Annotated in this window: 20 protein-coding genes; 16 read left to right on the forward strand and 4 right to left on the reverse strand. The window is 63.1% G+C overall.

Annotation, left to right across the window (positions count from 1 at the left end):
- Nucleotides 1-98: 98 nt before the first annotated feature.
- From dnaK to ACB035_RS01120, 7 genes are all read left to right on the forward strand, one after another.
- Nucleotides 99-2,027 (forward strand): molecular chaperone DnaK, encoded by a 1,929-nt coding sequence (gene dnaK / locus ACB035_RS01090; RefSeq protein ID WP_042053028.1) that lies wholly within the window; start codon nt 99-101, stop codon nt 2,025-2,027.
- 101 nt (nt 2,028-2,128) lie between these two features.
- A complete protein-coding gene (gene dnaJ / locus ACB035_RS01095; RefSeq protein WP_005338032.1) occupies nt 2,129-3,271 on the forward strand; it encodes a molecular chaperone DnaJ in 1,143 nt (380 codons plus the stop codon).
- A 264-nt stretch (nt 3,272-3,535) separates the two neighbouring features.
- Nucleotides 3,536-5,026, forward strand: a complete 1,491-nt coding sequence (locus ACB035_RS01100; protein ID WP_371166465.1) for a carbohydrate porin — start codon at nt 3,536-3,538, stop codon at nt 5,024-5,026.
- Nucleotides 5,027-5,141: 115 nt separating this feature from the next.
- Nucleotides 5,142-6,098, forward strand: a complete 957-nt coding sequence (locus tag ACB035_RS01105) for an aminoimidazole riboside kinase (RefSeq protein WP_371166466.1) — start codon at nt 5,142-5,144, stop codon at nt 6,096-6,098.
- A gap of 83 nt (nt 6,099-6,181) precedes the next feature.
- The gene (locus tag ACB035_RS01110) at nt 6,182-7,546 is read left to right on the forward strand and encodes a sucrose-specific PTS transporter subunit IIBC (protein ID WP_043818633.1); all 1,365 of its coding nucleotides are present in this window, start codon (nt 6,182-6,184) and stop codon (nt 7,544-7,546) included.
- Nucleotides 7,546-8,961 carry a glycoside hydrolase family 32 protein gene (locus ACB035_RS01115; RefSeq protein ID WP_371166467.1) on the forward strand — a complete coding sequence of 472 codons (1,416 nt, stop codon included), beginning with the start codon at nt 7,546-7,548 and terminating at the stop codon, nt 8,959-8,961. The genes ACB035_RS01110 and ACB035_RS01115 overlap by 1 nt, the downstream gene beginning before the upstream one ends.
- Nucleotides 8,962-8,988: 27 nt before the next feature.
- Nucleotides 8,989-9,999, forward strand: coding sequence for a substrate-binding domain-containing protein (locus ACB035_RS01120; protein ID WP_371166468.1), 1,011 nt, complete (start codon nt 8,989-8,991; stop codon nt 9,997-9,999).
- Nucleotides 10,000-10,089: 90 nt separating this feature from the next.
- On the opposite strand, the gene ACB035_RS01125 is transcribed toward ACB035_RS01120, so the two are convergent.
- The 4 genes from ACB035_RS01125 to ACB035_RS01140 all read right to left on the reverse strand — a co-directional run bounded on the left by ACB035_RS01125 (nt 10,090) and on the right by ACB035_RS01140 (nt 13,333).
- A complete protein-coding gene (locus tag ACB035_RS01125) occupies nt 10,090-10,818 on the reverse strand; it encodes an MgtC/SapB family protein (protein ID WP_005338018.1) in 729 nt (242 codons plus the stop codon).
- Between the two features lie 218 nt (nt 10,819-11,036).
- Nucleotides 11,037-11,441, reverse strand: a complete 405-nt coding sequence (locus tag ACB035_RS01130; RefSeq protein WP_075115460.1) for a hypothetical protein — start codon at nt 11,439-11,441, stop codon at nt 11,037-11,039.
- 379 nt (nt 11,442-11,820) lie between these two features.
- On the reverse strand, nt 11,821-13,092 hold the full coding sequence (locus ACB035_RS01135; RefSeq protein ID WP_005338013.1) for an NAD(P)/FAD-dependent oxidoreductase: 1,272 nt from the start codon (nt 13,090-13,092) through the stop codon (nt 11,821-11,823).
- Nucleotides 13,093-13,147: 55 nt separating this feature from the next.
- On the reverse strand, nt 13,148-13,333 hold the full coding sequence (locus tag ACB035_RS01140) for a DUF2892 domain-containing protein (protein ID WP_005344304.1): 186 nt from the start codon (nt 13,331-13,333) through the stop codon (nt 13,148-13,150).
- 88 nt (nt 13,334-13,421) lie between these two features.
- Between ACB035_RS01140 and ACB035_RS01145 the strand changes: the two genes are divergently transcribed.
- The 9 genes from ACB035_RS01145 to ACB035_RS01185 are packed head-to-tail and all read left to right on the forward strand — an operon-like array spanning nt 13,422 to nt 23,135.
- A complete protein-coding gene (locus ACB035_RS01145) occupies nt 13,422-13,736 on the forward strand; it encodes a helix-turn-helix transcriptional regulator (RefSeq protein WP_005338008.1) in 315 nt (104 codons plus the stop codon).
- Entirely contained in the window at nt 13,736-14,149 is a 414-nt protein-coding gene (locus ACB035_RS01150) for a YeeE/YedE family protein (RefSeq protein WP_064338373.1), read from the forward strand. Before ACB035_RS01145 ends, ACB035_RS01150 begins: the two co-directional genes overlap by 1 nt.
- 13 nt (nt 14,150-14,162) lie before the next feature.
- Nucleotides 14,163-14,633, forward strand: a complete 471-nt coding sequence (locus tag ACB035_RS01155) for a DUF6691 family protein (RefSeq protein WP_371166469.1) — start codon at nt 14,163-14,165, stop codon at nt 14,631-14,633.
- 41 nt (nt 14,634-14,674) lie between these two features.
- Entirely contained in the window at nt 14,675-15,715 is a 1,041-nt protein-coding gene (locus tag ACB035_RS01160) for an efflux RND transporter periplasmic adaptor subunit (protein ID WP_371166545.1), read from the forward strand.
- Nucleotides 15,708-18,872 carry an efflux RND transporter permease subunit gene (locus ACB035_RS01165; RefSeq protein WP_371166470.1) on the forward strand — a complete coding sequence of 1,055 codons (3,165 nt, stop codon included), beginning with the start codon at nt 15,708-15,710 and terminating at the stop codon, nt 18,870-18,872. The genes ACB035_RS01160 and ACB035_RS01165 overlap by 8 nt, the downstream gene beginning before the upstream one ends.
- 27 nt (nt 18,873-18,899) lie before the next feature.
- Entirely contained in the window at nt 18,900-20,039 is a 1,140-nt protein-coding gene (locus tag ACB035_RS01170) for an efflux RND transporter periplasmic adaptor subunit (protein WP_371166471.1), read from the forward strand.
- Nucleotides 20,032-20,721, forward strand: a complete 690-nt coding sequence (locus ACB035_RS01175) for an ABC transporter ATP-binding protein (protein WP_371166472.1) — start codon at nt 20,032-20,034, stop codon at nt 20,719-20,721. Before ACB035_RS01170 ends, ACB035_RS01175 begins: the two co-directional genes overlap by 8 nt.
- The gene (locus ACB035_RS01180; RefSeq protein ID WP_371166473.1) at nt 20,722-21,936 is read left to right on the forward strand and encodes an ABC transporter permease; all 1,215 of its coding nucleotides are present in this window, start codon (nt 20,722-20,724) and stop codon (nt 21,934-21,936) included.
- On the forward strand, nt 21,936-23,135 hold the full coding sequence (locus ACB035_RS01185) for an ABC transporter permease (RefSeq protein ID WP_371166474.1): 1,200 nt from the start codon (nt 21,936-21,938) through the stop codon (nt 23,133-23,135). The genes ACB035_RS01180 and ACB035_RS01185 overlap by 1 nt, the downstream gene beginning before the upstream one ends.
- The last annotated feature ends 35 nt before the right edge of the window (nt 23,136-23,170 follow it).

A 23,170-nucleotide genomic window follows, 5' to 3' on the forward strand; every position in this document is an offset into this window, starting at 1 on the left:
CGGGAGCTTGAAAGCCAGATTGGCAGCCCCCACCTAGCCGTTAACGCATTAAGGCGAGTTCCTCGCCAGTTTATTCAAAGTATTTGGAGATTCGTCAAATGGGTAAAATCATCGGTATTGACCTGGGTACTACCAACTCCTGCGTCGCTATTCTGGATGGCGACACTGCTCGCGTGATCGAGAACGCAGAAGGCGATCGTACTACTCCGTCCATCATTGCCTATGCCGATGATGGCGAGATCCTGGTTGGTCAGCCGGCCAAGCGTCAGGCCATCACCAACCCGAAAAACACCCTGTTCGCCATCAAGCGTCTGATCGGTCGTCGTTTTGAAGATGAAGAAGTGCAGCGTGACCTGAAAATCATGCCGTACGCCATCGCCAAAGCTGACAACGGCGACGCCTGGGTTGAAGTGAAGGGCAAGAAAATGGCACCGCCGCAGATCTCTGCCGAAGTGCTGAAAAAGATGAAGAAGACCGCCGAAGACTATCTGGGCGAGCCGGTAACCGAAGCCGTTATCACTGTTCCGGCCTACTTCAACGACGCCCAGCGTCAGGCTACCAAGGATGCCGGTCGCATCGCAGGTCTGGATGTAAAACGCATCATCAACGAGCCGACTGCTGCTGCTTTCGCTTACGGCGTTAACAAGGTCAAGGGCGAGCGCAAGGTTGCCGTATATGACCTGGGTGGCGGTACTTTCGATATCTCCATCATCGAGATCGATGAAGTTGAAGGCGAAACCACCTTCGAAGTACTGGCGACCAACGGTAACACCCACCTGGGTGGTGAAGACTTCGACAACCGCGTCATCAACTATCTGGTAGACGAGTTCAAGCGTGAGCAGGGCATCGACCTGCGCAACGACCAGCTGGCTCTGCAGCGTCTGAAAGATGCCGCCGAGAAAGCCAAGATCGAGCTCTCTTCTGCCCAGCAGACCGACGTCAACCTGCCGTACATCACTGCAGATGCCACTGGTCCGAAGCACATGAACATCAAGGTGACCCGCGCCAAGCTGGAATCCCTGGTAGAAGACATGGTGAAAGACTCTCTGGAGCCGGTTCGTGTCGCCCTGAAAGACTCCGGTCTGGCAGTTGGCGAGATCGACGACGTGATCCTGGTTGGTGGTCAGACCCGTATGCCGCTGGTTCAGAAGACCGTTGCCGAGTTCTTTGGCAAAGAGCCGCGTAAAGACGTCAACCCGGACGAAGCCGTGGCCATGGGGGCTGCCATCCAGGGCGCCGTACTGTCCGGTGACAAGACCGACGTACTGCTGCTGGACGTTACCCCGCTCTCCCTGGGTATCGAAACCATGGGTAGCGTGATGACTGCGCTGATCGAGAAGAACACCACCATTCCGACCAAGAAGTCCCAGGTGTTCTCCACTGCCGAAGACAACCAGTCTGCCGTGACCATTCACGTGCTGCAGGGTGAGCGCAAGCGCGCCAGCGACAACAAGTCTCTGGGCCAGTTCAACCTGGAAGGCATCCGTCCGGCACCGCGTGGTCTGCCGCAGATCGAAGTGACCTTCGACATCGATGCCAACGGTATCCTGCACGTCTCTGCGAAAGACAAAGAGACCAACAAAGAGCAGAAGATCACCATCCAGGCCTCCTCTGGTCTGTCTGATGACGAGATCGAGCGCATGGTACGCGAAGCCGAAGCCAATGCGGCCGAGGACAAGAAGTTTGAAGAGCTGGTACAGGCTCGCAACCAGGCTGATGGTCTGGTCCACTCCGTTCGCAAGCAGATCACCGAAGCCGGTGAAGCTCTGCCTGCCGACGACAAGACCAAGATCGAAGCCGCTCTGAGCGAGCTGGAAGTGGCCATCAAGGGTGACGACAAGGCTGCAATCGAAGCCAAGCAGCAGGCTCTGCTGGAAGCGTCCCAGAAGCTGATGGAAATTGCCCAGCAGCAGGCTCAGGCCCAGGGTGCAGCAGGTGCTGATGCCGGTCAGTCCTCCTCTTCTGCCAAGGCTGACGACGACGTAGTCGACGCCGAGTTCGAAGAAGTGAAAGACGACAAGAAGTAAGCCCTACCCAGATGGGCGAAGTCCGCTTCGCCCATCGGCTTGGTCAATGAGTTCACGGGCGTTGGGTAACCAACGCCCGTCTGCGTAACCACAGGATGAGTATGTCGAAGCGCGATTTCTACGAAGTACTGGGTGTGGCGAAAGATGCCGACGATCGCGAGATCAAGAAGGCGTACAAGCGCCTGGCCATGAAGTATCACCCGGATCGTAATCAGGGTGATGCCGCATCCGAAGAGAAGTTCAAAGAGGTCAAGGAAGCCTACGAGGTCCTGACCGATGCCAACCTGCGTGCCCGTTACGACCAGTACGGCCATGCCGGTGTCGACCCGAGCCAGGGGGGCGGTGGCCACGGTGGCTTTGGCGGCGGTGCCGACTTCGCCGACATGTTTGGTGACGTATTCGGTGACATCTTCGGCGGTGGCCGTGGTGGTGCCCGTCGTGGCCCGGCCCGTGGCTCCGACCTGCGTTACACCATGGAGCTGACGCTGGAAGAGGCGGTGCGCGGGGTCTCCAAGGAGATCAAGGTGCCGACCCTGGTTCACTGCGAAGTCTGTAACGGCTCCGGTGCCCACACCGGCAGCAGTGCCCAGACCTGCCCGACCTGCCACGGCTCCGGCCAGGTGCAGATGCGTCAGGGCTTCTTCGCGGTGCAGCAGGCGTGTCCGCACTGTCACGGCCGCGGCAAGATCATCAAGGATCCGTGCCGCAAGTGCCACGGTGAAGGTCGCTACCAGCGCACCAAGACCCTGTCGGTGAAAATTCCGGCGGGCGTCGATACCGGCGATCGCATCCGTCTCTCCGGCGAAGGGGAAGCGGGGGAAGCAGGAGCACCGGCAGGTGATCTCTACGTACAGGTGCACGTCAAAGAGCACGAGATCTTCGTGCGTGACGGCAACAACCTCTACTGCGAAGTGCCCATCAGCTTCACCGCAGCCGCCCTCGGTGGCGAGATTGAAGTGCCGACCCTGGATGGCCGCGTCAAGCTCAAGGTCACTCCGGAGACCCAGACCGGCAAGATGTTCCGCATGCGCGGCAAGGGCGTGAAATCCGTGCGCTCCGGTCAGGTAGGGGATCTGATGTGCAAGGTGGTGATCGAGACGCCGGTCAACCTCACCGAGCAGCAGAAAGAGCTGTTGCGCCAGCTGGACGAGTCGTTTAGCGGTGCCGCTGCCAAGACCCACAAGCCGAAATCGGAAGGCTTCTTCGAAGGGGTGAAACGCTTCTTCGACGATCTGACCAGCTGATTTCAGCGACCCGAATAAACAGAGCCGGCCTTGTGCCGGCTCTTTTTTTGCCTGTCATTTCGCCAGGATCCGCCTTATTGAGTGGATCCTGATGAGGGATCCTCCTCACAACTCCCGCCAATTCCTGCTGTACAAATGTTATCCCGCTCACACTGCTGCTGAAACGGTTTAGTTGCTGTATTGAGTTGGCTAAATTGGTTTAGCTATGCTCTGGCTGTCGATAACAACAGCGCCCGTCCGGGCCACAGATGACAGGTGAGGAAGATGATGATGTTCAAGAGCAAGTTGGCGCTGGCGGTAGCGCTGGGATTGGGGATGAGCAGCCCGCTGTGGGCGGCGGATGGCGGTATCGAGGCCCGTCTGGCGGCGCTGGAGGCGCGGGTACAGGCGGCTGAAGCGAGAGCCGAGGCAGCAGAGAGCCGTGCCAGTCAGGCGGAAGTGAAGGCGAGCGCGGCCAGCGAGCAGGCGCAGGTGGCCAACAACCGCAGCCAGCAGGTGGATGAAAAGACCGCTGGTGCCCAGGGCTTCGAGTTTCACGGCTATGCCCGCTCGGGCCTGTTGGTAAACAGCAATGGCAACGGCGGGCGCGGCGGCCCCTACATCACGCCAGCCGGTTCGGTGGGCGGGGCCGTCGGTCGCCTTGGCAACGAAGATGACACCTACATGGAGGCCAACCTGCTGAAAACCCAGACCTTCGAGGATGGCAGCTGGGCTCGCTACAAGCTGATGCTGGCAGACGGGGTGGAGACCAGCAACGACTGGACCGCCAGCGATTCGAGCCTCAATACCCGTCAGGTGTTTGCCGAGATCGGCAATCTGGCGAGCTTCGACGGCCCCTTCAAGAATGCGGTGCTGTGGGCGGGCAAGCGCTTTGACCGCGACAACTTCGACATCCACTGGCTCGATTCCGACGTGGTGTTCCTGGCCGGTACCGGCGGCGGCGTTTACGACGTGCAGCTCGCCGACAGCTGGAAGGCCAACTTCTCCCTCTATGGCCGCGATTACGGCGACATCAGCGCCAGCGGTCTCTCCGATATCGAGAGCTACATCCTCACCATGAACAACCGCGTCGGTAACTGGCAGTGGATGGTGAACGGTCTCTCGGCCAAGGACAATGACGCCCGCATCAATGACAAGGGGGAGGGCAGCGAGGCGGCGGACAAGGGGGCACACACCCTGCTGGCCTACCACGGCGAGAGCTTCTTTGGCCTCAACCCCGGTTTTGCCAAGGCGGCTGTGCTGTACGGTCATGGGCTGGGGGCCGAGGTCAAGGGGCTGGGCTCTGACAGCGAGCTGTTGCCGGACGCCGATGCGGTGCGGGTCGCCGTGTTTGGCGCCACCGATCTCAACTCGCGCTGGCGTTTTGCCCCGGCCCTGCTGGCCGAGCAGAGTCAGGATCGCTACGTGAAAGGGGACGAGTATCGCTGGCTCACCGTCAATACCCGGGTGGCGCAGGTGCTGAGCCAGAACGTGGAGCTGGTCTACGAGGCGGCCTGGCAGTACATGGATCTCGATCCCAAGGGCTACAAGGGACGCCAGGCGGTGAACGGCAACTTCACCAAGCTCACCTTCGCCCCCACCTTCAAGGCGCAGACCGCCGGTTTCTTCGAGCGGCCTGAGCTTCGGGTGTTCGCCAGCTGGATGGACTGGTCCTCCGAGCTCGACAACTACGCCAGCGACGATGCCATGGGCCAGAGCAACTTCACCGCCGGTGGCGAGTGGAACTTTGGCGTACAGATGGAAACCTGGTTCTAGTTCGTTATCCCGATCACAAAAATGGCAACCGGTGCCGAGATCTATTGGTTGGCTAAAACGGTTTAGCCGATAATGCCAGCCAATAGAACAGAGTTCGGGTTGGACCGTGGATCCGATGCAGCAGTGGAGTAGCAAGGTGACGAATCGTGTGTGGGTAATGGGGGATGCGGTGGTGGACTTGATCCCGGAAGGGGCGTTGCACTACCTCAAGTGTCCGGGTGGCGCGCCCGCCAATGTGGCGGTTGGCGTGGCACGGCTGGGTGGCGATGCGGCCTTTATCGGCCGGGTCGGCGCCGATCCGTTCGGCCGCTTTATGGCCGATACCCTGAGCGGGGAGGGGGTGGATGTGGCCGCGCTGTGGCTCGATCCTGACCATCGCACCTCGACCGTGCTGGTAGAACTGGATGACGAGGGGGAGCGCAGCTTCACCTTTATGGTGCGCCCCAGTGCCGACCAGTTCCTCACCCCGGATGAGTTGCCCCGTTTCAAGGTCGGTCAGTGGTTGCTCACCTGCTCCATCGCGCTCGCCAACGAGCCGGTGCGCACCAGCTGCCTGCAGGCCATGGCAGCCATCAAGGCGGAAGGCGGGCGAGTCTGCTTCGACCCCAATCTGCGCCCCGAGGTGTGGGGCAACCCGGCCGAGATGCTGCCGCTGGTGCGTCAGGCCATCGCGCAGGCGGATGTGGTCAAGCTCTCCATTGAGGAGCTGCAACTGCTGAGTGGCGAGGATGATCTGGCTGCCGGGCTCGCCACTCTCTCTGGCCCGGCGCTGGTGCTGGTGACCAGAGGGGCGGCCGGTGTGGTGGCTCGCCTTGATGGCGAGTTGCTGGAGTGGGTGGGGCAGAAAGTGACGCCCATCGACACCACGGGGGCGGGGGATGCCTTCGTCGCCGGTCTGCTGGCGGCGCTGGCCGGGCGCTCGTCGCTGCCGACGCTGGCCGAGCTGCCCGCCATCCTGGCTCAGGCCCACGGCTGCGGGGCGCTCGCCACCACCGCCAAGGGGGCGATGACGGCGTTGCCGACCCGCACCGAACTGGATGCCTTTTTGCGATCAGGCGCAAGCGGCTGTTGATCTGCGGCTAGAAGCCCGGCTCGACAGCCCCTACTCTCATGTGACAAGGGCCCGCCAGCGTGGCGGGTCATAAGAGGAAGAATATGAATATCAGTGCGATAGCCAAGGATCTGGTGCCCCTGCTCGGGGGCAAGGAGAACATCGTCAGCGCTGCCCACTGCGCCACCCGGCTGCGGCTGGTGCTGGCCGATGACAGCAAGGTAAACAAGGCCGCCATCGACAAGCTGGAGGGGGTCAAGGGGTGCTTTAGCAACGCGGGCCAAATTCAGGTGATCTTCGGCACCGGTCTGGTCAACAAGGTCTATGCGGAGTTTGTGGCGCTGACCGGTACCGGCACCGCCAGCAAGGCGGAACTGACCGACATGGCGGCGGCCAAGCTCAACGTGGCCCAACGGTTGGCGCGAACCCTCTCCAACATCTTCGTGCCGATCATTCCGGCCATCGTCGCCTCGGGCCTGCTGATGGGGCTGCTCGGCATGGTGCGCACCTACGGCTGGGCCAATGCCGACAGCGCTCTGTTTGTGATGCTCGACATGTTCAGCTCGGCGGCCTTTATCATATTGCCGATCCTCATCGGCTTTACGGCAGCACGTGAGTTTGGCGGCAATCCGTACCTCGGGGCGACCCTCGGCGGTATTCTCACCCATCCTGCGCTGACCAACGCCTGGGGCGTGGCCGGTGGCTTCAAGACCATGGATTTCTTCGGTCTCGATGTCGCCATGATCGGCTATCAGGGTACCGTCTTCCCGGTGCTCTTGGCGGTCTGGTTTATGTCCCATCTGGAGAAACAGCTGCGCAAGCGCATTCCGGATGCGCTGGATCTGATCCTCACCCCGTTTTTGACCGTCATCATCACCGGCTTCGTGGCGCTACTCTTTATCGGCCCGGCGGGTCGGGTGCTGGGGGATGGCATCTCGTTTGGTCTGAGCGCCCTCTATGAGCAGGCAGGCTGGCTGGCGGGGCTGGTATTTGGCGGCACCTATTCGCTGATCGTCATCACCGGCATTCATCACAGCTTCCATGCCATCGAGGCGGGGCTGCTGGCCAATCCGCAAATTGGCGTCAACTTCCTGCTGCCCATCTGGGCTATGGCCAACGTGGCACAGGGCGGGGCTTGCCTCGCGGTCTACTTCAAGACTCGCGACGTGAAGATCAAGGCCATTACCGTGCCGGCTGCCATGTCCTGCCTGCTGGGTATCACGGAAGCGGCGATCTTCGGGGTGAACCTGCGTTACATCAAACCCTTCCTCGCCGGTCTGTTTGGCGGGGCCTGCGGCGGCGCCTACGTGGTGGCGGCCAAGGTGGGGATGACGGCGGTGGGGCTGACCGGTATTCCCGGTATGGCCATCGTCCAGCCCATGAGCCTTATTCACTACATCATCGGGCTGGTGATCGCCTTTGGCGCCGCTTTCGCCGCTTCCTACCTGCTCAAGTACAAGGTGGAGTGATGAAGGAAAGCGATCTTCTCAACCAGATTGTCCGGTCGTTGCTGGCCGGACAGCTCAAGGCGGCGGCCGATCCCCATCGGCCCCGCTGGCATCTGGCAGCCCCGGTGGGGCTGCTTAACGATCCCAACGGCTTTATCGAGCACAACGGGCGCTACCACCTCTTCTACCAGTGGAACCCGCTTGGCTGCGAGCACCGCAACAAGGGCTGGGGGCATGTCACCTCCACCGATCTGCTGCATTGGCAGCACGAGCCGGTGGCGCTGTTGCCCACCGAAGCCTATGAGAGCCACGGCTGCTATTCGGGCTCTGCGGTGAGCGACGAGCAGGGGCGTTTGACCCTCATCTACACCGGCAATGTCAAATACCCGGATGGCAGCCGCACCGCCTATCAGTGTCTGGCCCGCGCCGACGGTGAGGGCGGTTTTGCCAAGCTGGGGCCTGTGCTGGATCTGCCCGAAGGCTACAGCGGCCATGTGCGCGACCCCAAGGTGTGGCACGACGGCCAGCAGTGGCTGATGGTGCTGGGAGCCCGCACTCTGGATGACAAGGGTGAAGTGCTGCTCTATCGCGGCGACACCCTGCAGAGCTGGCAGCGGGTGGGTCCCATCGCCGGTAGCGGGCGAGGGGGGCTGGGTGAGTTTGGTTATATGTGGGAGTGCCCGGATCTCTTCCCGCTAGGGGATCGCCATGTGCTGATCAGCTGCCCGCAAGGGATTGCCCCGGCAGGCGAGGATTATCGCAACCTCTACCAGTGCGGCTGGTTGGCGGGCAACTTCGACGGCGAGCGCTTCGAGCACGGGGCTTTCCACGAGCTGGACCGGGGCTTCGAGTTCTATGCCCCCCAGACCACTCTGGATAGCCAGGGTCGGCGCTTGCTGTTTGGCTGGCTGGGTCTACCGGAGGAGAACGAGATGAGCCAGCCCACAGTCGCTCATGGCTGGATCCACCAGATGAGCTGCCCGCGGGAGCTGTTCTGGCAGGATGAGTGGCTCTGCCAGCGGCCGGTGGCGGAGCTTGCGGCATTGAAGGGAGAGTTGACCCGTTTCGAGGGGACGCTTGGCGAATTTCCGGGGCTGGCCATCGACTCGGCCTGGCTCGATCTGGATCTCTGCGGTGAGGGGAGTATTTGGTTTGGCGCAGTGGCCGAGCTGTGTTGGCAGCCGGGGCGCATCACCTTGCGGCGCCAGAACTGGCAGAGCGGAGCGTGGGAGACCCGCAGCAGCCCATGGGCTGGCGGGCGGATCACCGTGCTATGCGATCGCTCCAGTCTGGAGTGCTTCATCGATGAGGGTCGTCACAGCTTGTCGGCGCGCTACTTTCCAGGGGAAAAGCCGCAACTTTCATCAGGTAACGGCGATGATGGCTGCAAAATTTGCCTCAATCACTGGCCGCTGTCGGTGTGCCTAGTACAATAGCCCGGTTCTAGTCAGCCGGGAGGCCAGGTGGAGAAGAAGAAACGGATCACGATTGCCCAGATCGCCGAACTGGCGGGGGTGTCCAAGGCGACCGCCAGTCTGGTGCTCAACGGGAAGAGTGCGGAGTACCGGATCGCCGATGATACCCGCAAGCGCATTCAGGCGGTGGCGGAGGAGTATCACTACCTGCCTAGCTTTCACGCCCGCTCCCTGCGTGAGACCCGCAGTTACACCTGGGGACTGGTGATACCCGATCTCACCAACTTCGGTTTTGCCCGCATTGCCCGTGCCCTCGAGGCGCACTGCCGGGAGGCGGGCATCCAGCTGCTGATCGCCTGCTCCGAGGATGATCCCGCTCTCGAGCAGCGGGTGGTGGACAACCTCATCAGCCGTCAGGTGGATGGGCTGATTGTCGCCTCCAGCGGCCACAGCGATGACATCTATACCCGCATTCACGACCGCCTGCCGGTGGTGCAGCTCGACCGCCATATTGGCGAGTCGCGCCTGCCCATGGTGATCTCCGATGCCTGCAAGGCGACCGCCGAGCTGGTGCGGGACATGGCCAGCGAGTGCGGCGAGCAGATCTACTACTTCGGCGGCCTGCTGGATCTCTCCCCCAGCCGTCACCGGCTGGCGGGCTATGAGCTGGGGCTTCATCGCGCCGGTTTTGAAGCCGATGCCGCCCGGGTGCGCCATCGCGACTACCAGCCGAGCTCCGGTTATCAGCTGATGGCCGAGCTGGTGGCCGAGCTGGGGGCGCCCCCCAGGGGGCTCTTTACTGCCTCCTTTACCCTGCTGGAAGGGGTGCTGCGCTACCTCAACGAGGCGGGGTTGATGGAGACAGGCATGCGCCTGTGCACCTTCGATGATCACGACCTGCTCGACTGCATTCCCATGCGCATCGACTCGGTGGCGCAGGATTGTCCGGCGCTGGCCCTCGCCGCTTTCGAGCTGATGCAGCAATTGATTGCAGGTAATCCCCCGGCGCAGACTGCCCAGGTGATCACCCCCAGGGTGCGCTGGCGCAGTCGCCGCTAGCCACTCTTCGCCCATCCATATGAAAAAGCCCCGCCATTGCTGGCGGGGCTTTTTGCTGCGGGCGGATGGTTCGTTCCTCTGACCAACGGCTCAATCGGTGGTACTGGTGCGCCAGAACACCTGCTTGATATGGGGGTGGATGGCCAGCTTTTGCATCAGGGCATCCAGCTCGTCGCCATCGATGGAGGTAGCCAGCAGCACCGCCGAGATCTCCAGATCCCCCTCGCCAAACGGCTCGATATCGAGTTCGCTCAGGGGGTAGTTGGCCTGCTCCAGCATCTCCTCGAGCCAGTGCAGCACCTCTTTTTGATGTTCACGCTGGGTCAGGGCCGTCACCTTGTAGGTGACTTCGGTGTCGGTATTGTCCACCGGGCGGCGGTTGATCTGATTGACCAGCGGCCGCAACAGGGTGTTGGCGGCGAGCACGAACAGGGCGCCCAGAATTGCCTCCATGGCCAGCCCTGCGCCACAGGCGGCACCGACCGCAGCGACACCCCAGAGAGTGGCGGCGGTGTTGATGCCGCGGATATTGCCCGACTCGCGCATGATGACGCCGGCGCCGAGAAAGCCGATGCCGGAGACGATATAGGCCACCACATGGACCACGTTGTAGTTGCCGCCGTGCAGGTCATAGATACGCTGGGCCAGACTGACGAACAGGGCGGCCCCTACGGCGACCAGCACGTTGGTGCGCAGGCCCGCGGTACGTTGGCGGTACTGGCGCTCCAGCCCGACCAGACTGCCAAGCACAAAGGCGAGCAGCAGGCTGGCCAGGGTGTCGAGCAGGGAGATCATGTCAATTTGTTGCCACATCTTCATGGCGTACTCCTTCTGATGAGCGCTGGCTTGGCGCAATCCACGATGAAACGCCGGGAGGCGGATGGATCAGGGGATGATTGCGCGGATGGCCAGCAGACAAACAAAAACGCGGCGTCCCGAGGCGGGAGCATCATCGGATGCCCTGACGCTCGGAGAGGACGCAACAAGCGGGGCCAGCGTGGCTGGCCCCTTTCACTGTGGTTAACGCAGGTGTGCGGTCAGTTGAGTTCGGGATCGCAGTCGATGCGCGGGCGCAGTTGCCAGCGCACCGGATGTGCTACTCCGACCTGATGAACGAACTGCACCAGATAGCGTCGCTGGGGCGGGGTGCACTGCAGGTTGAGCACCAGCTCTCGCCCACCGCCGCGACCCGGCTTCATCGATTGCATCGGTTGCAGCCCGGCCGGTTGCAGGGTGTGGTTCACCATATCCAGCACCTGCTCCATATCGGCGCGATCCTCACAGCGGATCTGCAGCCGGTAGTGGTGCTGACGCGGTTTGCCGCCCAGCCAGCGTGGCAGCATGCCACGGCCGAGCCGGCTCAACAGGGGGTGAGCCCGGGTTGCAACAGAACCTGTTGCGACCGCGCGATCCGCAGCCGGTTTGATTGAGATAAAACGCATAGCAGCCTCCTTGTGGGAAGCAGAAACTATGCAGGCATGGCGACCGTGGCGGTTGGCCACTGGTTGCCAGACGTCAAGTGTAAAAAGGGAGAAGAGGGGAGTGGATTTCCGCTTCTCGCAGGGTTGCGAGTGGCGGCAGAGAAAGACCTGCGGCTAGCTCGCGACCTTGGTACCGACGATGAGGGTCGGTCTACAACTGTCACTTGATGAGTTGCCCACTGATGGTCTCCGCTATTGATAAGAGGCTCGAATGATAGCCGAGGCGGCGGGCAGGGTAAACCCCGCGCCGCCCGCAGCAACATCTTGAAACATAATCGAAAGCCCCGTTTTGCCACGCAGGGCCGTAAAAAGAGACCCGGCGAGGGCCGGGTCTGCGGGGTCATTCGGTCTTGTCGATGCCGAGGTATTTGAGCATCAGTTTCTCGTAGATGGGCTCGGTATCCCCCACCTGCATCTTGTGCAGAAAGTACTTCTCAAAGGCGATCTTGGCCAGATGGACCCACTTCCCTTTCTTGAACCAGGCGACGTTGCGCGGCGGGATCTGCGGCATGGCGACGAAGGCGGCACCGGTGTCCCCCATGTCTGCCAGACAGATGGCATTCCACACTGCCTTGGTCACCGGCGGCTGGCCGCTGAGCTCCGCCTTGATGTTGTGGCTCAGGGTGCGCACCATCGCCTCAATCATGTAACCGGTCTTGGGCACCCCAGTTGGTACCGGCGTCTTGTGCGGCGGTGCAATGGCGATGCAGACACCGGCGGCGTAAATCTGCGGGAAGGCGGGATTGCGCTGGTGTTCGTCGACGATGACAAAGCCGCGGGGATTGACCAGCCCCTCGATGCCCCGCAGCGGCGCAATGCCGACAAAGGCGGGCAGCATCATGGCGTGTTTGTAGGGCAGGGTGTGGGTGCGCTTGATGTTGCCCTCATCGTCCAGCTCCTCCACCGTCATCTGGCCATCTTGCGCCGCCACGGTGCGGGCATTGCAGATCCACTGCACGTCGCGCATCCGCAGTTCGCTCTCCAGCATCCCCTTGGAGTCACCCACGCCGTTGAGACCCAGATGGCCGATGTAGGGCTCGCTGGTGACAAAAGTCATGGGCACATTTTTTCTCACCTTCTTGTCGCGCAGGTGGCGATCGAGGATGAACGCATACTCGTAGGCGGGGCCGAAGCAGGAGGCGCCCGGCATGGCGCCGACAATCACAGGGCCGGGCTCATCGACCAGTGCGCTGACACTGTGGCGGCACTCTTCGGCGTGGGAGAGGGTACAGACGCTGGTGGTGCCACCGGATTCGGGGCCAGCCCCCGTCACCTCGTCAAAGGCGAGGGCCGGGCCGGTGCAGATCGCCAGAAAGTCGTAACGCAGGGTCTGGCCATCGGAGAGGGTGAGCTGCTGCGCCGCCGGTTGCAGCTCGGTCAGGGCGGCATGGATAAAGCGGATCCCCTTTTTCTTCACATGGGGTTCGATGGGGATCGAGGTCTCCTTGCGCTCCCGCCACTGGACGGCAATCCAGGGGTTGGAGGGGGTAAATTCAAAGTCCGGCTTGTCATTGATGAGGATCACCTCATGCTGCTTGCCCAGTTCGGCCTTGAGTTCGTAGGCGGCAGACATGCCCCCGAGACCCGCGCCGATGACGATTACCGTTGCCATGTTCAGCCTCCTGCGTTTATTACACGCTCATATGAGCCTGGGTCATCCGACCCTGTTATTTAAATCCTATCCGTTTGAGGATCATCGCTGCCGGGCAGAAACCGGTGAATGCGCTCTGGATCAGGTTGACCCCGACAAAGGCACTCAACCAGACAAAGCCCGGATGAACCCAGGTGGTAAGGATCAGCGAGAGCAGCAACATGCAACCCGCGACGATTCTGACTCCGTTATCTACTGTCATGGTCTTTCTCCTCATCTACTTTAGATATTGCTAATTTAGTGTTGTTTTATACAATAGAACAAATATCAGCAATTGCTAATTTACTCTTATGAGCCAATTCGACGAGATGAACAGACATGCGACAGCCGCCGCCTCCCTGCTCAAGGCGTTGGCTCATCCCGAACGCCTGATGGTGCTCTGCCAGCTGGTGGAGGGGGAGAAGGGGGTCGGTGAGCTGCTGGCCCATAGCCAACTCGGGCAGTCGGCTTTCTCCCAGCAGTTGTCGGTGCTCAAGCGCTACGGCCTGATCCGTTCGCGCAAGGTCTCCCAGCAGATCTACTACTCGCTGGTGAGCGAGGCGGCGGCCGATGTACTGGGAGCGTTGCAAACCCATTTTTGTCACTCGGAAAATAAGGAATCTTGATGATGGAAAGCCAATGGCTGCTCTCTTTGGGCGGTGGCATGCTGGCGGGGCTGTCGGCCCTGATCCTGATGTTGTTCAACGGCCGGGTGGCCGGGATCAGCGGCATTCTGGCCGGTGCGCTGCAACACCGTGCACCGTGGCGGGTGCTGTTTCTGCTGGGGCTGGGGGCGGGCGCCTGGTTGGCGCTGACTCTGGGTTGGGCCACCATGCCCGCATTCACCACCTTGCCCGGCTGGCCGGTGGTGCTGCTGGCCGGTCTGCTGGTCGGCATCGGTACCCGTCTTGGCAATGGCTGCACCAGCGGCCACGGCATCTGTGGCATGGGGCGGCTCTCCCTGCGCTCCATCGTCGCCACCCTGACCTTTATGGCGGCTGGCTTTATCACCGTCTTCGTCACTCATCATCTGCTGTAAGGGGCTGATTGCCATGAAGTTGCTGACAAGTTTGTTTGCGGGTGTGTTGTTCGGACTGGGGATGGCCATCTCCGGCATGATGGATCCCGCCCGGGTCACCGGTTTTCTCGATCTGGCCGGGGCCTGGGATCCCAGCCTTGCCTTCGTGATGGGGGGCGCTCTGCTGGTCTTTATGCCGGGTTACTTCTTGCTGGTGAAACCCCGTCGCCAGAGTGTGCTGGGGGAGCCCATCGCAGCCGTACCAGCCCCTCGGCTGGAGCGCAGGCTGATCGGCGGGGCCGCGCTGTTTGGCATCGGCTGGGGATTGGTGGGCATCTGTCCGGGGCCTGCTCTGAGTCTCATTTCCAGCGGGCAGCCCATGATAATGTTGTTTATAGCGGCCATGGTGGCCGGGATCTTGCTGTTTGACAGAGGGCTGGCCAGGTTGCTGACCAAGGCGCCAGCTCGGGGAGTGGATAAGGTGCGCCAGTCCCATACCGCCTGATCCCGTGAAGTGACAGATTACGCCAGGGAAGGAGAGTAATGATGGAAAAGATCCGGTTGCTGGGGATCACCTTATTGGTGATGACATCGCAGGCCATGACATCCACCCAGGCCATGGCTACAGACGGGGAGCCAGAGCCCCTGTTGACAGTGGCGCCACAGCCGGTGACCGACTGGCTGACGCTGGATGGCACCGTCAGTGCCATCAATCAGGGGACGGTGGCGGCCCAGACCAGCGGCCGGGTCTCCCGCATGCTGGTGGATGTGAACGATCAGGTGCAGGCGGGGCAACCGCTGCTGGAGATCAGCGGCAAGGAGCAGTTTGCCGCCGTCACGGGTGCCGAGGCGCGGCTGGCGCGGGCGCAGGCCCAGCAAGTGGAAGCCGAGCGCCAGCTTGCCCGCTTTCAGGCGCTGATTGCCAAGGGGGTGATCACCCGCGCCCAGCTCGACAATGCCCAAGCGACGGATCGCGCCGCCCGTGCCGAGGTGAACGCTGCCGATGCGGCTCTTACTCAGGCCCGCGAGGCCTACGGTTATACCCGCATTCTGGCCCCTTACGCCGGAGTGGTGACCAAACGGCTGGTGGAGTTGGGGGAGACTGTCGCCCCCGGTACCCCGCTGCTCTCCGGCTTCTCTCTCGACACCTTGCGGGTGGAGGTGGAGTTGCCCCAATCCGCCCTGACGCTGGCTCGTGAGCCTGCGGATGTGCAGGTGCTGCTGCCGGATGGCAAGCTTGTTACCCCGGTCAAACTGACCCGCTTCAACTATGCCGACAGCCAGAGCCACGCCTTCAGGTTGCGCCTCGACTTGCCGCCGCAAACCGCCGGGGTATTGCCCGGCATGTGGCTCAAGGTGCAGCTCAAGCAGGGTGAGCGTCAGGTGTTGCAAGTGCCGGATCGCGCCCTGCTGCGGCAAGGTGAGTTCAACGGCGTCTATCTGCAGCAACCCGCTGGCTGGGCCCTGACACCGGTGCGGGTCGGCCATTGCGTCGAGGGACAGTGCGAGATCCTGGCCGGGCTGCAAGCCGGTGACAAGCTGGCTCCCGATGCCTGGGCGCAGCAGCAGGAGGTGGCCCATGAGTAGCGAGCTGAACGGCAACAAGGAGAGGCTGGGGCCTGCCGGTCGGCTGGCTGCGCTGTTTCAGGGCTCGGCCATCACGCCGCTGCTGGCGCTGGTGGGGCTGTTGCTCGGCCTGTTTGCGGTGCTGGTGACCCCCAAGGAGGAGGAGCCGCAGATCGATGTCACCTTCGCCGATGTCTATATTCCCTTCCCGGGAGCCACTCCGGCTGAAGTGGCCTCTCTCGTTACCACCCCAGCCGAGCAGGTGGTCTCCCAGATAAAGGGTATTGATACCCTTTACTCTTTTTCCCAACCCGATGGCGCCCTGCTGGTGGTGGTGTTCAAGGTGGGGGTGAGCCGTGAGCAGGCCATCGTCGATCTCAACAACCAGCTCGACTCCAACCGCGACTGGTTGCCACAGGGGATCGGAGTCGGTCAGCCACTGGTGAAACCGAGGGGGATCGATGATGTCCCCATCGTCAGTCTGACCTTATGGAGCAAAGAGGGGAGCAAGCAACTGGGGGCTCCCGAACTGACCCGGGTCGCCCATGAGCTGGAGACCGAACTCAAGCGCATTCCCGGTACCCGCGATATTTACACGCTGGGCAGCCAGAGCGCCGTGTTGCGGGTGATGCCGGATCCGGCGGCACTTAGCGCCCACGGCATCAGCTGGGGCGATCTGAGCCAGCGACTGGCGGCCGCCAATCAGGTAGGCACCACACAGGCTATCGAGCAGAACAACAGTGAGATTAAGGTGCAGGTGGGGCAGTTCCTGCAAAATGAGCAGGAGGCCCGCGAGCTGGTGGTGGGGCTGCACGACGGCAAGCCGGTCTATCTGGGGGAGGTGGCCAAGGTCTCTCTGGGTCAGGAGACTCCGACCAAACGCAGCTGGATGGGATTGGGACATGCCAGTTATCCGGCGGTGACCCTGGCCGTCGGCAAGCAGCCGGGCCAGAACGCGGTCGATGTGGCCAAGCGGGTGGAGGCGCGGGTCGAGAGTTTGCAGAACCGGCTCATCCCTGCCGGGGTCGAGGTGACGGTGACCCGGGACTACGGCGTCACCGCCGAGACCAAATCCAACACCCTGATCGGCAAGCTGATTTTTGCCACCACGGCGGTGGTGCTGCTGGTGCTGGTGAGCATGGGTTGGCGAGAGGCGCTGGTGGTGGGCGTTGCCATCGTCATCACCCTGGCACTGACCCTATTTGCCAGCTGGGCCTGGGGCTTTACCCTCAACCGGGTGTCACTGTTTGCGCTGATCTTCTCCATCGGCATTCTGGTGGATGACGCCATAGTCGTGGTGGAGAACATCCACCGCCATCGCGGTTTGGGCAAGGGGGCGCTCAAGGATCTGATACCGGGGGCGGTGGACGAGGTGGGGGGGCCGACCATACTGGCGACCCTGACCGTCATCGCGGCCCTGCTGCCGATGGCCTTTGTCAGTGGCCTGATGGGCCCCTACATGAGCCCCATCCCCATCAATGCCAGCATGGGGATGCTCATCTCCCTGCTGGTGGCCTTTATCTTCTCACCCTGGCTGGCGAGCCATTTGCTCAAGGATGAGGTGCATGGTGCCCACGGCGAGGCCAAGGCTGGCCTCTTTCATCGGCTGATGACCCCTTTCCTGATCGGTGATGGCGCCAAGCGCGCCAGACGCAAACTCTGGCTGGCGGTATTGCTGCTGGTCGGGGCGGCTACCGCCATGCCGGTGGTGCAGTGGGTGGTGCTCAAGATGCTTCCCTTTGACAACAAGTCGGAATTTCAGCTGGTGCTCGATATGCCGGAGGGGGCGACCCTGGAGCAGACCGAGCGCACCCTGCTGGCGGTCGGGCGGGAGCTTGCCAAGGTGCCCGAGGTGAAGGATTACCAGATCTACGCCGGTACCGCCGCCCCCATCAATTTCAACGGGCTGGTGCGTCACTACTTTATCCGCAGCGGCGCCAACGTGGGGGATATTCAGGTCAATCTGGTGGACAAGCATGAGCGGGATCGCAGCAGTCACCAGATTGCCCAGTCGGTTCGGGAGCCGCTGCAGGCCATCGCCAGTGCGGCAGGGGGCAACCTGAAAGTCGTTGAGGTGCCGCCCGGCCCGCCGGTCTGGTCCCCCATCGTTGCCGAGATCTATGGCCCGACTCAGGCCGCCCGTGAAGCGGCGGCGCGCGCTGTACAGGCCCGTTTTGTGGCCACGGCGGATCTGGTGGATGTGGATATCTATCTGACCGACCCGCAGCCCAAGTGGCGGCTGGTGGTGGATCGCAGCAAGGCGGCCCTGCTCGGGGTCGATCTCGGCGACCTGGTGAACACCCTCAATGGCGGGGTGGGTTATCAGGATGCCAGCTGGCTGCAGGGTCACGGCGCCAAGTATCCGGTGCCGATCCGCATCGAACTGGCCCCCGGTGACAAACGGGATCTGGCGGGTGTGCTGGCCCTCAAGGTGCGCAGCCAGAGCGGTCAGCTGGTGCGGGTCTCCGAGCTGGTGAGTCGCCGTGATGAGGTGGCCCCCAGCTATATCATGCACAAGAACATGCAGCCCATGGTGATGGTGGTGGCCGACATGGGCGGCCATACCGACAGCCCGCTCTACGGCATGTTTGCCGCCGGTGCCGATATCGACCTGCCCCAATATTACGTACAGCAGCCGGATAAACTGGGAGAGGTGGCGCTGTTGTGGGACGGGGAGTGGAAGATCACCTACGAGACCTTCCGCGACATGGGGCTAGCCTACGCAGTGGGGATGATCCTCATCTATCTGCTGGTGGTGGCCCAGTTCCGCTCCTATCTGGTGCCGCTCATCATCATGGCTCCCATTCCGCTCACCATCATAGGGGTGATGCCGGGCCACGCCCTGTTGGGGGCCCAGTTTACCGCCACCTCGATGATCGGGATGATCGCCCTGGCCGGGATCATCGTACGCAACAGCATCCTGCTGGTGGACTTTATCGAGCAGCAGCGCAGCGCCGGAGTGGCGTTCGAGCAGGCGGTGATCGAAGCGGCGCAGGTGCGGGCCAAACCCATCATGCTGACGGCGCTGGCGGCGATGATCGGAGCCCTGTTCATCCTCGATGATCCCATCTTCAACGGACTGGCCATCAGCCTGATTTTCGGGATCCTGGTCTCCACTTTGCTCACCCTAGTGGTGATACCCTTGCTCTATTATGCCCTGCTCTCCCGACGCACATGACGGGAGTCACTAGCGAAAGGATGCGCGATGAAGAGAGGTTGGTTGTGGTGGGGAAGTGGCGCCGTGGTAGCGGTGGCTGCTCTGGCATGGTGGTGGCGACCGCAGCCGACGCCGATCAGGCTGGCTGAGGTCGGGCGGGGGGATGTGCTGGTCACCGTGGTCAACACCCGGGCCGGTACCATCAAGTCGTGCCAGCGGGCCGGACTCAGTCTGCCCGGTGGCGGCGTGGTGGAGCAGATCGCCGTCGAGGCCGGGGAGCGGGTGGCTCGGGGAGATCTGCTGCTGACCCTCTGGAGTGACGATATTCACGCCGATCTCGCCCGGGCCCGCGCCCAGCAGGCCCTTGGCAAGACCCAGCGCGAGGAGCGTTGCAGCGAGGCGGCCTACTACGAGCGGGAGGCCAACCGGCTGGCCACCTTGCTGGCCAAAAATCTCACCTCCCGCACCCTCGCTGAGCAGGCCCAGAATCTGGCCGATACCCGCCGCTATGTCTGTCAGGCATCCCGTCAGCAGGAGCGGGTCGACGAGGCGCAGGTCGCCCAGGTGGAGGCTCGCTTGAGCGAGCGTCGCCTGCTGGCGCCGTTTGCCGGGGTGGTGGCGGAGGTCAACAGCAAGCTGGGCGAATACATGACCCCCTCACCGCCCGGAGTGGCCATGCCTCCGGTGATCGACCTTATCGACGATCGCTGTCTGTATGTCTCTGCCCCCATCGATGAGGTGGATGCCGCCCGCCTGAAGGTGGGCCAGTCTGCCCGGGTACTGCTCGATGCCATGCCCGGGCGCGATTTTGCCGCCACCGTCACCCGCATCGCCCCCTATGTGAAGGAGTTGGAGAAGCAGGCCCGCACCGTCGAGGTGGAGGCATCGCTCACTGCCCTGCCCACCGATGTCCCCCTGCTTATTGGCTACAGCGCCGACCTTGAAGTCGAGGTGACCCGCGCCACCGATGTGCTGCGGGTAGCGGCCAGCAGCCGGGCCGACGATGGCAGCGTGCTGCGGCTGGAAGGGGATAAGCTGGTGCGGGTGGTGCCCCGCTGGGGCGTGGAGAACTGGAACTGGATTGAGGTGGCCGAGGGGCTCGCCGCCGGTGATCGGCTGGCAGCTCAGCCCGGACAGATTGTCGGGGAGGGCCCTTTCAGCGCCGCCACGGAGCAGACGGATGAGTGATCTCATTCGCCTTGATGCCGTCAGCCGTCGTTTCACTCTGGGGGGGAGCGAGGTGGCCGCCCTCGACTGCGTTTCCCTGCGGGTTGCCGAGGGGGAGTATCTGGCGGTGATGGGCCCCTCGGGCTCCGGCAAATCGACCCTGCTCAATGTGTTGGGGCTGCTGGATCGGCCAGACGAGGGGCGCTACTGGCTGGGAGGGGAGGATACCGCCACCCTGTCAGAACCCGCGTTGGCCCAGCTGCGCGGCCATCGCATCGGTTTTGTGTTCCAGTCGTTTCACCTCATCTCCCGCCTCACCGCCCGTGAAAACGTCGAGCTGCCGCTGATGCTGTGCGGGATCGCCCCCGCCGAGCGTCATCGCCGCAGCCAGCAGTTGCTGGGGGAGCTGGGACTGGAGAATCGGGCCGAGCACCGCCCTGCCGAGCTCTCCGGCGGTCAGCGTCAGCGGGTGGCCATCGCCCGGGCCATGGCGATGGCGCCGCGGCTGATCCTGGCCGACGAGCCCACCGGCAATCTCGACTCCCGCTCCGGGGAGGAGGTGATTACCCTGCTGGAGGGGCTCAACCGGGAGCAGGGGATCACGCTGGTGGTGGTGACTCACGACCCGCGCCTCGGTGAGCGGGCGGGCAGGCGGATCCTGATGAACGATGGCCATATCAATATTGATAGCGGCGGGGGCTGAATGCGGCGGCCCGATGTGATCCGCTTTGCCGCCGTGGCGTTATTGCGTCAGCGTTCACGGGCGCTGGTCTTGATCCTGGCGGTGAGTCTGAGCGTCACCTCGGTGCTGCTGCTCACCGCGCTTGGGGAGGGGGCGAGGCGCTATGTGGCCGACCAGTTCAGTTCCCTTGGCAAGGATCTGCTGGTGATGTTCCCGGGCCGCAAGGAGACCACCGGTGGGCTGCCGCCGGTCACCGGAAACAGTCTGCGGCAGATCACTCTCGATGATATGCACTACCTTGGCCAGCACCAGCCAAACGTGCGGCTGGTGCCGCTGGTGATGGGCTTTGCCGAGGCCAAACAGGGGGCGCGGCTGCGCCAGACCATGCTGCTTGGCAGCAGCAACGGGCTGCGCGATACCCACGGGCTGGAGCTGCTCTCCGGCCGCTGGCTGCCGGGGGATGTCGCAGAGGATCGACCGGCCGTCCTGCTCGGGGCCAAGGTGGCCCGTGAGCTGTTTGGTCAGGCCGATCCGGTCGGCCAGTGGCTGCGTTTTGACAATCGTCGCTTTCGGGTGGTGGGGGTCTTCACCAGCCAGAGCAGCAATCTGGGGATGGATATGGCCGAGGCCGCGCTGATCCCGGTGGGTAGCGCCATGCGGCTGTTCAACACCGAGGGGCTGTTTCGGCTGCTGATCCAGCCGCTGGCGGGACAAGCAGTGCCCCCGCTGGTCAAGCGACTGGAGCAGCTGATGCAGGCGCGCCACGGGGTGCTCGATGTAACCGTGGTGCGCCGTGACGCCATGCTGGCCACCTTCTCCACCATTCTCTCGACCCTCACCCTGGCAGTTGCCGGCATCGGCGCCATCAGCCTGCTGGTCTCCGGCATCATGATGATGAATCTGGCGCTGATCAGCACCCGCCAGCGCACTGGCGAGATCGGTCTGCTCAAGGCGCTGGGGGCCGACAGTCGCCAGATCCGCCAGCTGTTTTTGTGGGAGGCGCTGTTGCTGAGCGGCAGTGGCGCGCTGTTTGGCACTGTGTTGGGCTATGCCCTGGTTGCCCTCGCCGGAGTGATTTGGCCCGGATTTCCGGCGGCAGTCCCTCTGCTCGCTACTTTCTGCACCATACCGGCGGCCCTGCTGACCGGGCTGGTTTTTAGCTGGCTGCCCGCCTCCCGGGCGGCACGGCAAGATCCGGTCAGCAGCCTGCGCAGCGGGCAATGGAGCGGTGGCTGATGCGCGCCGCCGATCTGCTGTTCTGGCTCTGGCGTGCCTTGCTGGCGGGGCGCAGCCGCAGTCTGCTGTCGGCGCTGGGGATCGCCATCGGGATCGCCTCGGTTACCCTGCTCACCGGTATCGGCGAGGGGCTCAGGCTCTATCTGCTCGACAGCTTCTCCCAATTTGGCACCCGGCTGATCGCCGTGACCCCGGGCAAGACCGAAACCGCCGGCGGCCCGCCCGGCATCCTCTCCAGCAGTCGCCCCCTGCTGCTGGAGGATGCCGATGCCCTCGCCAGATTGGCAGGGGTAGAGGCGGCGCTCCCTGTGGTGCAGGGGCAGGGGGAGGTGCGCAGCCGTGGGCTGACCCGCAGCACCGCCATTCTGGGCACTGGCCCGGCGGCGCTCTCCGGCTGGCGACTCACCCTGATGCAGGGACGTTTTCTGCCCGCGGATGACAGTGCCATGCCCCGCGCCTATGCGGTGCTGGGGGCCAAGGTGGCGGCTGAGCTGTTTCCCGGCGGCGATGCGCCGGGCAGTCTGCTGCGCGCCGGTGATCGCCGTTTTCGGGTGGCCGGGGTGCTGGCCCCCAAGGGGCAATTTCTCGGCTTTGATCTGGACGACATGATCTATCTGCCCGCCGCTCACGCCCAGGCGCTGTTCAACAAGGAGGGGCTGCAGGAGATCGACGTCATCTATCGCGCCGGGCATGCGGAGGCCGAGATCACCGCCCAGATCCGGCGGGTGCTGATCGCCCGCCACGGCGCCGAGGATTTTACCCTCACCTCCCAGCAGGACATGCTGACCAGCCTCGACAAGATACTCTCCATCATCAAGCTGGCGGTTGGCGGGCTCGGCATTATCTCTCTGCTGATCGGGGCGGTCGGCATCTTCAGCATCATGAGCATCGCCCAGCAGGAGCGGATCCCCGAAGTGGGCTTGCTGATGGCGCTGGGCTGCCCACGGCGGCGCATTCTATTGCTGTTCCTGCTCGAAGCCGTGGTGCTGGCGCTGCTGGGCGGGGCCATGGGGCTGGCCCTGCTCGGCGGGCTCAAGCTGCTGCTCACCCTGCTGGCGGCCGGCTTGCCGCTCACCCTTCATCCTCTCTATCTGCTGCTGGCGCTCGGTTGCAGCGCCCTGGTCGGTCTGCTGGCCGGGGTCGCCCCTGCCTTGCGGGCAGTGCGTCTCGACCCAGTAGTTGCCCTGCGCGGTGATTAGGTCGCCCCTTTCGCAAGAAGCGCGTTACGCTCGGG

It is taken from the genome of Aeromonas sp. S12(2024) (assembly GCF_041402305.1).
Lineage (GTDB): Bacteria > Pseudomonadota > Gammaproteobacteria > Enterobacterales > Aeromonadaceae > Aeromonas > Aeromonas veronii.

Bases quoted from the DNA above. Each gene is read 5' to 3' on its own strand.
- dnaK (WP_042053028.1), top strand. From the start codon at position 99: ATGGGTAAAATCATCGGTATTGACCTGGGTACTACCAACTCCTGCGTC.
- dnaJ (WP_005338032.1), top strand. From the start codon at position 2,129: ATGTCGAAGCGCGATTTCTACGAAGTACTGGGTGTGGCGAAAGATGCC.
- ACB035_RS01100 (WP_371166465.1), top strand. From the start codon at position 3,536: ATGATGATGTTCAAGAGCAAGTTGGCGCTGGCGGTAGCGCTGGGATTG.
- ACB035_RS01105 (WP_371166466.1), top strand. From the start codon at position 5,142: ATGCAGCAGTGGAGTAGCAAGGTGACGAATCGTGTGTGGGTAATGGGG.
- ACB035_RS01110 (WP_043818633.1), top strand. From the start codon at position 6,182: ATGAATATCAGTGCGATAGCCAAGGATCTGGTGCCCCTGCTCGGGGGC.
- ACB035_RS01115 (WP_371166467.1), top strand. From the start codon at position 7,546: ATGAAGGAAAGCGATCTTCTCAACCAGATTGTCCGGTCGTTGCTGGCC.
- ACB035_RS01125 (WP_005338018.1), bottom strand. From the start codon at position 10,818: ATGAAGATGTGGCAACAAATTGACATGATCTCCCTGCTCGACACCCTG.
- ACB035_RS01130 (WP_075115460.1), bottom strand. From the start codon at position 11,441: ATGCGTTTTATCTCAATCAAACCGGCTGCGGATCGCGCGGTCGCAACA.
- ACB035_RS01135 (WP_005338013.1), bottom strand. From the start codon at position 13,092: ATGGCAACGGTAATCGTCATCGGCGCGGGTCTCGGGGGCATGTCTGCC.
- ACB035_RS01140 (WP_005344304.1), bottom strand. From the start codon at position 13,333: ATGACAGTAGATAACGGAGTCAGAATCGTCGCGGGTTGCATGTTGCTG.
- ACB035_RS01145 (WP_005338008.1), top strand. From the start codon at position 13,422: ATGAGCCAATTCGACGAGATGAACAGACATGCGACAGCCGCCGCCTCC.
- ACB035_RS01150 (WP_064338373.1), top strand. From the start codon at position 13,736: ATGATGGAAAGCCAATGGCTGCTCTCTTTGGGCGGTGGCATGCTGGCG.
- ACB035_RS01155 (WP_371166469.1), top strand. From the start codon at position 14,163: ATGAAGTTGCTGACAAGTTTGTTTGCGGGTGTGTTGTTCGGACTGGGG.
- ACB035_RS01160 (WP_371166545.1), top strand. From the start codon at position 14,675: ATGGAAAAGATCCGGTTGCTGGGGATCACCTTATTGGTGATGACATCG.
- ACB035_RS01165 (WP_371166470.1), top strand. From the start codon at position 15,708: ATGAGTAGCGAGCTGAACGGCAACAAGGAGAGGCTGGGGCCTGCCGGT.
- ACB035_RS01170 (WP_371166471.1), top strand. From the start codon at position 18,900: ATGAAGAGAGGTTGGTTGTGGTGGGGAAGTGGCGCCGTGGTAGCGGTG.
- ACB035_RS01175 (WP_371166472.1), top strand. From the start codon at position 20,032: ATGAGTGATCTCATTCGCCTTGATGCCGTCAGCCGTCGTTTCACTCTG.
- ACB035_RS01180 (WP_371166473.1), top strand. From the start codon at position 20,722: ATGCGGCGGCCCGATGTGATCCGCTTTGCCGCCGTGGCGTTATTGCGT.
- ACB035_RS01185 (WP_371166474.1), top strand. From the start codon at position 21,936: ATGCGCGCCGCCGATCTGCTGTTCTGGCTCTGGCGTGCCTTGCTGGCG.